Origin of the sequence: Roseovarius sp. MS2 (assembly GCF_051447875.1) — a bacterium.
Classification (GTDB): domain Bacteria; phylum Pseudomonadota; class Alphaproteobacteria; order Rhodobacterales; family Rhodobacteraceae; genus Roseovarius; species Roseovarius mucosus_A.
In genome coordinates, this window is the sequence record NZ_JBKHVF010000001.1 from 1,069,429 (window position 1) to 1,080,950 (window position 11,522).

At 59.1% G+C, this 11,522-nt stretch carries 10 protein-coding genes; 7 read left to right on the forward strand and 3 right to left on the reverse strand.

What is annotated here, in order from left to right:
• The first annotated feature begins 73 nt into the window (after positions 1-73).
• The 6 genes from rplS to ACLGGT_RS05435 all read left to right on the forward strand — a co-directional run bounded on the left by rplS (position 74) and on the right by ACLGGT_RS05435 (position 7,593).
• Positions 74-457, forward strand: coding sequence for a 50S ribosomal protein L19 (gene rplS, locus ACLGGT_RS05410; RefSeq protein ID WP_008279681.1), 384 nt, complete (start codon positions 74-76; stop codon positions 455-457).
• Between the two features lie 11 nt (positions 458-468).
• Entirely contained in the window at positions 469-690 is a 222-nt protein-coding gene (gene rpmE, locus ACLGGT_RS05415) for a 50S ribosomal protein L31 (RefSeq protein ID WP_008279682.1), read from the forward strand.
• A 454-nt stretch (positions 691-1,144) separates the two neighbouring features.
• Positions 1,145-2,500, forward strand: a complete 1,356-nt coding sequence (gene glmU, locus ACLGGT_RS05420; protein WP_437195200.1) for a bifunctional UDP-N-acetylglucosamine diphosphorylase/glucosamine-1-phosphate N-acetyltransferase GlmU — start codon at positions 1,145-1,147, stop codon at positions 2,498-2,500.
• Complete coding sequence (glmS, locus tag ACLGGT_RS05425; RefSeq protein ID WP_437195201.1) at positions 2,500-4,323, forward strand: glutamine--fructose-6-phosphate transaminase (isomerizing); 1,824 nt, start codon at positions 2,500-2,502, stop codon at positions 4,321-4,323. Before glmU ends, glmS begins: the two co-directional genes overlap by 1 nt.
• 103 nt (positions 4,324-4,426) lie before the next feature.
• Positions 4,427-6,742 (forward strand): rhamnosyltransferase WsaF family glycosyltransferase, encoded by a 2,316-nt coding sequence (locus tag ACLGGT_RS05430; protein WP_437195202.1) that lies wholly within the window; start codon positions 4,427-4,429, stop codon positions 6,740-6,742.
• Positions 6,743-6,753: 11 nt separating this feature from the next.
• The gene (locus ACLGGT_RS05435) at positions 6,754-7,593 is read left to right on the forward strand and encodes a hypothetical protein (protein WP_008279687.1); all 840 of its coding nucleotides are present in this window, start codon (positions 6,754-6,756) and stop codon (positions 7,591-7,593) included.
• A 43-nt stretch (positions 7,594-7,636) separates the two neighbouring features.
• On the opposite strand, the gene ACLGGT_RS05440 is transcribed toward ACLGGT_RS05435, so the two are convergent.
• Together ACLGGT_RS05440 and ACLGGT_RS05445 are read right to left on the reverse strand one after the other, a co-directional pair.
• A complete protein-coding gene (locus ACLGGT_RS05440; protein WP_008279688.1) occupies positions 7,637-8,311 on the reverse strand; it encodes an ABC transporter ATP-binding protein in 675 nt (224 codons plus the stop codon).
• Between the two features lie 13 nt (positions 8,312-8,324).
• A complete protein-coding gene (locus ACLGGT_RS05445; RefSeq protein ID WP_375554642.1) occupies positions 8,325-9,563 on the reverse strand; it encodes a sugar transporter in 1,239 nt (412 codons plus the stop codon).
• Between the two features lie 88 nt (positions 9,564-9,651).
• On the opposite strand from ACLGGT_RS05445, the gene ACLGGT_RS05450 reads away from it, so the two are divergent.
• Complete coding sequence (locus tag ACLGGT_RS05450) at positions 9,652-10,452, forward strand: ABC transporter permease (RefSeq protein ID WP_437195203.1); 801 nt, start codon at positions 9,652-9,654, stop codon at positions 10,450-10,452.
• On the opposite strand, the gene ACLGGT_RS05455 is transcribed toward ACLGGT_RS05450, so the two are convergent.
• Positions 10,442-11,494, reverse strand: coding sequence for a hypothetical protein (locus ACLGGT_RS05455; RefSeq protein WP_437195204.1), 1,053 nt, complete (start codon positions 11,492-11,494; stop codon positions 10,442-10,444). The two genes, ACLGGT_RS05450 and ACLGGT_RS05455, sit on opposite strands and share 11 nt — an antisense overlap.
• Positions 11,495-11,522 lie beyond the last annotated feature (28 nt).

Genomic DNA, 11,522 nt, shown 5'->3' on the forward strand with positions numbered 1-11,522 from the left:
GAAGAAGACCAAGAGCTCTGAGGACGCGAGACATCTTTGCGGGAAAAACCGCAAGCAAATCAGGAGAGAAGCGATGGATATTATCGCTCAGTTGGAGGCGGAACAGATTGCCGCCCTCGGGAAGACCATTCCCGATTTCAAAGCCGGCGACACGATCCGCGTCGGTTACAAAGTGACCGAAGGCACCCGTAGCCGCGTTCAGAACTTTGAAGGCGTCTGCATCAGCCGGAAGAATGGCAAGGGCATCGCCGGTTCTTTCACGGTCCGCAAGATTTCCTTTGGCGAAGGTGTGGAACGTATGTTCCCGCTCTATTCAACCAACATCGACAACATCGAGGTTGTTCGCCGTGGTCGCGTACGTCGCGCCAAGCTGTATTACCTGCGCTCGCGTCGCGGCAAGTCTGCGCGTATTGCAGAGGATTCCAACTACAAGGCCCAATCGGGCGCTTCCGCGTAAGGATTGGTACGATGAAAAAAGACATCCACCCCGATTATCACGTCATCGACGTCAAGATGACCGACGGCACCATCGTTCAGATGCGCTCGACCTATGGCAAAGAGGGCGACACGCTGTCGCTTGACATCGACCCCACGGTGCACCCCGCCTGGACCGGTGGCAGCTCGCGTCTGATGGATGCCGGTGGCCGTGTGTCCAAGTTCAAGAACAAATACGCTGGTCTCGGGTTCTAAACCCTGTTTCCACCCGGATACGACAAACGCCGCCCTTTGGGGCGGCGTTTTGCATGGGGCACCGGCGCAGCTTTACTTTTTGGTAAGGATTGGGGTATAAGCAGGACATCCGAAAATCGGTTTTCAGTGTCCTCACCGAAAACGTGACCCTGTGGAGCTGCTACTCCGCAGGGTCTTTTCTTTCAGGGGTTAGATCCCCATCAAGAGCCGGATGATCCCAACGAGCAGCGTGCCCGCTGCAAGTAAAACCATCCATTTCCGAAAGTCGGGTTCTCTCAGTTTCCTCACCTCCTTGCGCTGCAATGGGTTGCAGCAGGACTACAGCACCCGGTTGGCGTGAAGGAGAGGTTAAAATTGTCGATAATCTGGGCGATTTTTAGCTGAACCAGCCCCCACCCTTGCACCTGTGCCGCAACCGGATAAAACGGACAGGCATACGGGCAAAGGGCGCAGAATGGCGACGGCACTGATCATATTGGCAGCAGGTCAGGGGACGCGGATGAATTCCGACCTTCCCAAAGTACTGCATCCTATCGGCGGCGCGCCGATGCTAGGGCATGCCATGCAGGCAGGCGCGACATTGGAGCCAGATCAGGTGATCGTGGTGGCCGGGCACGGGGCCGAGGCGGTGCGTGCAGCGGCCCATGACTTTGACGAGACCGCAGAGATCGTAATCCAGTCCGAGCAACTGGGAACCGCGCATGCGGTGGCGCAAGCCGCGCCGCGTCTGGTGGATTATCCGGGCGATGCGCTGGTGCTTTATGGCGACACACCCTTTGTTCAGCCTGAAACGCTGGAACGGATGCAAGCGGCGCGCAGCGCCCATGACATTGTTGTGCTGGGGTTCAAGGCGGCTGATCCGGGCCGCTATGGCCGGTTGGTGATGCAGGGACAAGACCTTGTTAAAATTGTCGAATTCAAGGATGCGGCCGAGGCCGAGCGCGCGATCACGCTCTGCAATAGCGGCGTGGTTCTGGCACCGGCAGCGCTACTATTCGATCTGATTTCAGAGGTGGGCAATGCGAATGCGGCAGGTGAATATTACCTGACCGACATCGTGGGTCTGGCGCGGGCGCGGGGGTTATCGGCAACCGCTGTTACTTGCGACGAGGCCGAGACGATGGGCATCAATTCCCGCGCCGAACTCGCACGGGCAGAAGCCGCGTTTCAGACGCGCAAACGGGCCGAGGCGCTGGAAACTGGCGTGACGCTTGTCGCGCCTGATACGGTGCAGTTTGCCTATGACACGTGGTTGGGCCGCGATAGTCTGATCGAGCCTTATGTGGTCTTTGGCCCCGGCGTCACGGTCGAGACTGGCGCGCATATCCGCGCCTTTTCCCATCTTGAGGGCTGTCATGTGGCGCGTGGCGCGGTGGTGGGCCCCTATGCCCGCCTGCGCCCCGGCACTGAATTGGCGGAACATGCCCGCATTGGCAATTTCGTTGAGGTGAAGAATGCGCTGATCGGCGAGGGGGCCAAGGTCAATCACCTGAGCTACATCGGCGATGCGCGTGTAGGCGACGAGAGCAATATCGGCGCGGGCACCATCACCTGCAATTACGACGGTGTGAGCAAGCATGAAACGGTGATCGGTGCGCGGGTTTTCGTGGGCTCGAACACGATGCTGGTGGCCCCGGTGACACTGGGGGACGGGGCGATGACCGGCTCGGGATCGGTGATTACGCGCGATGTGGCCCCGGACGCGCTGGCCATTGCACGCGCACCGCAGGTGGACATGCCGGGGCGCGCGCGCAAGCTGTTCGATATGTTGAAAGCACGCGCCGGAAAACGCGACAAAGGATCAAACTGATGTGTGGGATTGTCGGAGTTCTGGGGGATCACGAGGCGGCACCGCTGCTGGTTGAAGCGCTCAAGCGGCTGGAATATCGCGGCTATGACAGCGCCGGGATCGCCACGATCAACGACGGGCGCCTAGATCGCCGCCGCGCGGTGGGCAAGCTGGTGAATCTGGCCGATCTGCTGGTCCATCATCCCTTGGCGGGCAAGGCGGGGATTGGCCATACCCGCTGGGCCACACATGGCGCACCCACCGAGGCCAATGCGCATCCGCACCGTTCTGGCCCGGTGGCCGTGGTGCATAATGGCATTATCGAGAATTTCCGGGCGCTGCGGGCAGAACTGGCCTCGCATGGTATCGCCCATGAGACTGAAACCGACACCGAGACCGTGGCCCTTCTTGCGCATCATTTCATGCAGCAGGGCATGGGCCCGGTCGAAGCGGCACGCGCCACAATCGCGAGGCTAGAGGGGGCCTATGCGCTTTGTTTTCTGTTTGAAGGCGAGGCTGATCTTTTGGTCGCGGCGCGACGCGGCAGCCCGTTGGCCGTGGGCCATGGCGACGGTGAGATGTTCGTGGGCTCAGACGCCATCGCCCTGGCCCCGATGACCGACCGGATCACCTATCTGGAAGAGGGTGACATTGCCGTCGTAACGCGCAACAGCCTTGTGATCACAGACGTCAATGGCCATCTGGCCAACCGCCCGATCAAGATCATCGAGATCGAGGCCGCCCGCGTTGATAAGGCCGGGCACAGGCATTTCATGGCCAAGGAAATCGCCGAACAACCTTCGGTGATCGGCGCGGCGCTTGGGCATTACCTGAGCAGCGATGGAACCCGCCTGACCCTGCCAGAAGGCGTGCCGGACTTTGCAAAAGTGGAGCGGCTGACTCTGGTGGCCTGTGGCACCGCCTATTACGCCTGTCTCACTGCGAAATACTGGTTCGAACAATTGGCACGCCTGCCGGTCGAAGTCGATATCGCCTCTGAGTTCCGCTATCGTGAGCCGCCCGTGAGCCCAGGCACAACCGCGCTCTTTGTCAGCCAATCCGGCGAGACCGCCGATACGCTGGCAGCACTGCGCTATATGCAGGGGCGCGCGGCAAAAATCGTGTCCGTGGTCAATGTGCCCGAGAGTTCCATCGCCCGCGAAAGCGATCTGGCGCTATCGATTCATGCCGGGGCCGAGATTGGCGTGGCCTCGACCAAGGCCTTTACCTGTCAGTTGACCGTGCTCCTGCTTTTGGCGCTCAAGGCGGCCCAGGACCGGGGCCATGTCGGGGCGGAACGTCTGGCGGATCTCTTGTCCGGGCTGCGCGCCTTGCCCGCCACGTTCAATACCGCGATGGAACGCAACGAACAGATCAGAGCCATCGCGCGCCAGCTTGCGACTGCACCTAGTGCGCTGTTTCTCGGGCGTGGATTGATGTATCCACTGGCGCTGGAGGGTGCGCTGAAGCTCAAGGAAATCAGTTATATTCATGCCGAGGCCTATGCCTCGGGCGAGTTGAAGCATGGACCAATTGCGCTGATCGACGAGACGATGCCGGTGGTTGTTATGGCACCCTGCGATGCGCTGTTCGACAAGACCGTTTCCAACATGCAAGAGGTTATGGCGCGCGGCGGTCGTATCCTTTTGGTGTCAGATGCGCGGGGTGTGACGCAGGCAGGCGATTGCGTGTGGCAGACCATCACCCTGCCCGATACCGATCCCATTCTGGCACCCATCCTCTATGCCCTGCCCGCACAGTTGATCGCCTATCACACCGCCGTGGCCAAAGGGACCGATGTGGATCAGCCCAGAAACCTTGCAAAATCTGTTACGGTCGAATGACAAGAGAGGTAACGCAGGCCGAACCCCCCATGTCGGACGTGCGTGGCTTGCATTGGCAGGAGGGCTCGGTTAGAGCGCAGAGACTATTTCGATCACTCAGGACATGATGACGCCGCGCATTTTCATCATAATGGCTGTATTTCAGCCGGAGCCTGAGTATCTGGCGGCGCAGATCCGGTCGCTTGCGGAGCAGTCTCATGCCAACTGTCATTTGGTGGCCGTTATCGCGGACACAAGTTCCGAAATGGTGGTCATACAGACGGCGAAGGCCATGGCACCGGACCTGCCTCTCACGATTGTTCCCAGCGACGTGCCGCTTGACGCCGTGCGCGCCTTTGAGGCGGGGCTGAGCGAGGCGCTACGCCTGATCGACGCCGAGGGGCTGGGCGAAGACGCAGCGCTCATCGCCCTTTGCGATCAGGATGACATCTGGCATGCGGATCGTCTGGAGCGCGGCGTTGCGGCCCTGGTCAAAAGCGGTGCCGATCTTGTGCATAGCGATGCGCGCCTCGTCGGGCCGGATGGCACAACCGTGCTGCACCGCTCGATGTTCGCCTTTGAGCGGCGCAAGAAAAACCCCGGCCTGCGCGGCCTGCTCTATCGCAATAACATCACCGGCATGACCACGCTGATGCGGCCCCGGCTGGTGCGGCTGGCGCTACCCTTTCCGCCGCAAAGCGGGGTGCATTTTTACCATGACCTCTGGCTTGGCCTGTTGGCTGCGGCAACGGGCGGCGTGCATCTGATCGACACGCCCTTGGTTGATTACCGCCAGCATCAGAGCAATGTGATGGGCGCGATTGACCGCACCCAGCCCCGAGGACCGCGCTGGAAGCGCCCCGATGCCATGTGGATGCGCAAGGAGGCGACTGCCTATGCGCTGGCGCGATACCTTGGGCAATCGACCTATAACCGGCTGAGCGATGCCGTCACCGATGGCAGCCTGAGCCATGGCGAGGCCAAAACCGCGCCGCTGCGCCCCTATCTGCGGCGGATGCGCGGCATGGGGACACATTTGCGCGATGCGGTTGTGTTGGGCCTGCAGGGGCATGCGGGGTTAGCACGGATCGCAGCGGGATTTGCCGTGGTCAGTATCGGCCGTGCCGTCTGGACGCTGCGGGAAGCGTTTGGGCCAGGCCTCAAGAGCGCGATCGACGGATTTGACACACGGCTTTATTCGCTCTCGCCGGGGATGTCACCGCGTCCGCCGCGCAACCTGACAGCACCGGCAAAGCCACCGGTCAAGCACGAGAACATTGTTGATCTGCGCAAGGAACCGCGCTTTGTGCCAGAGTTCACCGCCCCCCATGCCGCGCTGAATATTCTGGTGCCAACGCTTAACCCGACTGAGATTTTTGCCGGCATCGCCACAGCGTTGGACATCGGGCTGGGTCTTGCGGTGCGGGGTTATCCTGTGCGCTTCATTGCCACCGATCTCCCGATGTCCTCTCCGGGCACCTCACGCAGCTTTGTGTTGGGGCGCCTTGGGCAGGGGCAGGACCGGGAAGCGACAGCCGCGCGCATCAGCCTGCTCTGCGGCGTGCAGAACGAAACCCTACCGCTCCATTCCGGGGATATGTTCATGGCCACGGCATGGTGGAGCGCGCATGTCGCCGAAAGGTTGATCCGGCGGCATGAGATGGCGCAAACCCGGTTTCTCTATCTCATTCAGGATTACGAGCCGCATTTCTATGCCTGGGGCCCGGAATTCGCCGATGCCATGGCCAGCTATCACTTTGATTTCGAGCCGGTGTTCAACACGACCCTGTTGCGCGATTGGTTCGCTAATCAGGGGTTCGGCTTTGCCACCGGGGATGTTCTGGCGTTTCACCCCTCAATCGACATTGAACGCTATAGTCATGTCACGCGCCGGGCAGCGGGCAAGGAGCCGCGCCGTCTGGCGCTCTATGGGCGGCCAGATGTGCCGCGCAATATGTATGCCACCGCAATCGAGGCGCTTGCGCGGTTTGTCAGCAAAGAGAATTTGGGCCCTGAGGATATCGAGCTTGTATCCATCGGCCAGCATCACAGTGATGTCGCCCTGCCGGGCGGGCATGTTTTGCGGAGCCTCGGTAAGTTGCCTTGGGAAGATTATCCCGACTATTTAGGTACAGTCGATTTGGGATTGTCGCTGATGTATTCGCCTCATCCCAGTCATCCACCGCTGGAAATGGCTGCGGCCGGGGTACGGGTTGTGACCAATGGATTTGGCCCAAAGGACCTGAGCCGGTTGAGCCCCGCCATCCTGTCGGTGCCTGCCACGGCACCGGATTTGGCCGACGCACTTGGCCTCGCATGGCACGCAGCACCCGTGAGCCAATCTGAACGCGAGATTGATCTGCGCGATCTAGGCAGTCATCCCGAAGACATGATCGACGATCTTGCCAATCGGCTTGCCACACAGCTTGCACGAATCTAGATATCTGCACCATGGCACAAAAGATCATTCTGCACATCGGCTCGCCCAAATGTGGCTCGACCTACCTCCAGCGCGTGATGGTGCAGAATTCTGAGACGCTCTTGCGGCAGGGCATTCACTATCCTGCGCCTGAGGGCTCGCATCCGGGCAATGCTGCGCATCTGGCAGAGATCAGCCAAGCCGAGATCGACGCCATGTTCGCAGAGGGGGCGCATACGGTGGTGCTGAGTCATGAGGATCTCTATTCGCTGTCAAAGCGGGGCATTGCGCTTGCCGAGATCACCAAAAAGGCCGGGATTGCTGTGCAACTGCTGGTCTTCCTGCGCCCATTCAGTGATTTCGTGTTTGGTGACTATTCGCAATTCATGAAGCAGTTTTTCGATACCTTTCTGGCAGAGCGCAAACCTTATGGGGGCCGCGATTTCGAGACCTTTGCCAAACGTCGGATCGACACGATGAAGCCCGCCGCCTATCTGACGAATTGGAGCAAGCTGTTTCCCGAGCTACCGATCATTCTGGACAGCCATCGCAACATCAAATCTGTTCTCGATACCGTTCTGGGCCAGCCTCAAGATATGGTCTGGGACGTTCCGCATCACGAGACCAACCCCTCTTTAAGGATGCAGGACTGCGATATCATTGCGGCATCCATGCTGGATCCGGCCTGTGCTGATGACGACATTAAGCAAATGTTTCTTAATGCGTTTCACCACACGCAAGAACCGGATATGGGCCGTAATCCAGAACGGGTCGCATGGCTGGAAGAGCAGTTTAGACCGCATAACGAGGCTCTTCTGGCGCAATTCGGCTTTGACAACCGCGCCCCCGTACCCCGTGACACGGACGCCTGAAAAACGCCGGTGTAACAGAAGCGTTTGCGCCGTCAGGGCATAATCAGCCCGAAGCCGCCTTGTCGCTTTTCATCAATTCCTGATGGTGCGCGATGGCCGCGTCGACATCGTCATAAAGGCTGAGATGCCCATCCTCGAGCACACCGGCAAGCGAGCAGAGGCGTTTAACCTGCCCCATGTTATGCGTCACCATGATCGCCCCGCTCTGCGTGATCCGCTCAGCAAAAAGCAATTCGGATTTTTCACGAAAGGCAGCATCGCCGACCGCTGTCACCTCGTCCACGAGATAGGTTTCAAAGTGGATGCCCATCGACACCCCAAACGCGAGGCGCGAGCGCATGCCCGAGGAATAGGTGCGCACCGGCAAGTTGAAATGCTGGCCCAGCCCCGCGAAATCAGCGACGAAATCGACAAGTTCCGCAGTATCGACGCCATATACCCGGGCAATGAAGCGGACATTCTGTAGCCCGGTCATCTCAGGATGGAAGCTACCGGCAAAGCCCACTGGCCAAGAAATCGTGCCGGTGCTGATCACCTCTCCGCTGTCGGGATCCATGGACCCCGACAACATCTTGAGCAGGCTCGACTTGCCCGCACCATTGCGACCGAGAATGGCCACCGCCGTGCGATCCGGGAAAACCGCGGAAATGTTATCAGCAACCACCTTGCGCCGCCCGTTGAGCACGAAGGTCTTGCACAGGTTGCGTATCTCGATCATCGGACGTGTCCGCTCAGCGCCTGTCGCGCAGGGAGTAATAGACCATCACCAGGACCGACCAGGACAAGAGCAGGAAGCCTGAGATCATCAGCAACAGCAATTCGCGCTGTGGATACTCGGCGGTTTCGGCCAAGGTCGGGGAAATATGGGTGGCCAGATAGCGCGATTGCCGCTGCGCTTCGGCCAAGGCAACGTCGCGCGCGGCAAGCGCAGAAAGATAGCTTTTTTCGGCGAATTGCCGCTCGAGTTCGAGAGCCTGATACTCTTCGATCAATTCGGAATACTGCTGAACCCCGGACACACCAGAAGCGCCACCGAAAGCCGACCGCTCTTCGTTGATCAATTTCTGGATCGCCGCAATCTTGCGGTTGGCCTGATTGACGCGCGGGTCGCTTTCGTTGGCATTATCGAGCAAAAGCTCAAGCTCGATCTGTGCCTCAGCCATCTGTGCGCTGAGCGAATTCAACAGACCCATTTGCCCCTGAACATCGGCCGCCGGATCGACGATCTGTGTCCGGTTGCGGAAACTGGTGAGCGACCGGTTGGATACTTTGAGCCGATCCTCGGCGCGCGCCAGTTCTTCTTCGGCGTAGCGCATGGCGTCGGCGCGGGCGATGGCCGACAGCTGGTTGATCATGTTGCTGCTCTCGGCAAACACAACCTCTGCCACGGCTCTGGCGTCTTGCGGCTCAAAGGCGAGCACGCGGATTTCCACAAGACCACTGCTGCGATCATAGAAAATCTTGACCATGCGCTGCCAATAGGACAGCAACGCCTCGATCCTTGTATCTTCGCCGAGCGTGAAAACCGGATCGCCGGAGCGCTGATAAATCCGTGCCATATCAAGTTGATCGTGGACGGCGCGCACGATTTGCGGGCTCTGGATGAATTCGTAGAGAATATCCGTGTCCGAAGAGCTGGACCCCGACAATTCGGTGATGCCGCCCAAGAGCTCGATGGCAGAACCGATTTCCTCTGTGCGCACCGAAAAGCCGACATGGCTTGCGTATTGATCACGTGCGACTGTGTAGAGATACCCGCCCGACACCACGACTGGCAGAATCACCCAAATCACAAAGCTGAGGGCAATGAGAACATGCCGCGTGCGAATACCCGCCGGCCTTGCAGGCGGACGCAAGGACGTCTTGGCGGATGGGGCCTGAACCACGTTCGGACCCGGCCCAGTCTTGGGGGCGGCACCCTGTTCAGAGGGTTGAGCCGCTTTTTCCGCAGGAGAATTGGACTGGTTCAAATCTTGCTCTTTGGTCTGTTGTTGTCCGATCACATCTGTCGGATGGGGATTTTCTATCAAAGGACAGGGTGATACACCATCCGTCAAGATGACAAATGTAACCTTTGCCCCGGCCCTGCCGCGCAAGCGCACGGGCACAGTTCAGACCGTGATTGCGTTGATGCTGCGCGAGATGTCGGCGACCTATGGGCGTTCGGCGCTTGGATACCTATGGGCGGTGCTTGAGCCGGTGGCAGGAATTTTCCTTCTGACCTTCATCTTTTCCCTAGGATTCAAAAGCCCAAGTCTCGGCACCAATTTTCCCTTGTTCTTTGCAACCGGCATTCTGCCATTCATGGCCTATATGGACATCAGCAATAAAATGTCGGTCTCGCTGCGCTTTTCCAAGCAGTTGTTGTTCTATCCCGGTGTGACCTACACCGATGCCCTGATTGCGCGGTTCATTCTGAACGTCATAACCAGCATCATGATCGCGGTGATCCTGTTGCCTCTGATTATCATCATTTATGATCTCAATGTTATCGTCGACATGAGGGCTATTGCGTGGGGCTATACGCTTACCTTTGCGCTTGGGGCCGGCGTTGGCACGCTCAACTGCTTTTTGTTGTCGGTGTTTCCAATCTGGGAACGGGCTTGGGCCGTGTTGAACCGCCCCCTTTTGATCATTTCCGGTGTGATTTTTCTCTTCGATACCGTCCCGCTGCCCTATCGGGATTGGATGTGGTGGAATCCGCTGATCCATCCTATCGGGCTGGTGCGCAAGGGCATCTACAGCACCTATGACGCCACCTATGTCTCTTCGGTGTTCGTGATGGCCGTATCGGGCATAACACTGGCGCTTGGGCTACTGCTGCTCCGCCGGTATCACCGGGATATCATCAATTTCTGACGCGCAGTGCCGTCACAGAGCGCTTGAGCAGACCCAATCCACGCTCGATGGTCCCGCGCGCGAACAGGTTATTTTGGCTGTCCACGTGATAGGCTGCAAGGATGCCGGCCGCCTCTGCGCCTAGCGGAATTTCGCTTGGCGCGTCCTCCTCTGGCACCATGTCAAAGGCTGGTATGCCCCCGAGAAAATTGCGTGCGAGCGCGGCATTCGAGGTCTCGCAATTTCGCAACAAGCGTTGCCGACGAATATGGGTCAACAGGAACCGGCGCTGCGGCACGCGGACCAGCCGTGGGGCCACGTCAAAGAAGCGATCAACCTCTTGTTTGACGAGCGACATTGATATGCCCCGATCCAGCATCGCTCGTTTGAGATAGCGCGCAGGCTCTATCAGACCGGTCGGAGGGCTGACATTGTGATGCTTTGGACCGGCAGACCCCTGCGGCAGCATATCCGCAACATCGAGCGCTTCAAGAAAGCGGCGCACCGCATAGTCAGGCCCCTGCTCTGGTCGCAAGGGCACCGCGAGCACATTGTCATGCCCCACGAAGCGCGCCCAGTTCATCAGCATCGCGTTGTAGTTGAGCACCTGTTTTTCGACCCGCTCGTTCAGAAGGGCCACGATTCCCCGACGCCAGTCTGCACCGCTTTTGACATGCTGCTTGTAGTCGGATTCGATCCACAGATCTTGTCGGCGGAAATAACAGATCACGCAGACGTCGAAACCGGCCTGACGGATGCGCGTAATCAACTCTTCCGCGACGGCCCCGCGAGAGACCCCAAAAAGATACTCGGAACTGAGGATCACATTGCCCTCGGGCCGCAGAAAGTAATCCAGCAGTTCCCAGCCGCGCCGCGTGTCGCCCGTGATGAGGGCATTGGCCAGATGGCTGGCATTACCCTGCTCTGGAATTTGCTCTCCGGGTGCGAATGTATAATTCAGACCGCGCGCGGCCAGATCGTCTGCATGAGCCGCGAGATAGGCCTGAATCGACGTCGTCGCACATTTTGGCATCCCGACATGCAGAAAAAGGCGCTTGGCCATGATGAACGAAGCCCTCCAATCGGTCTGG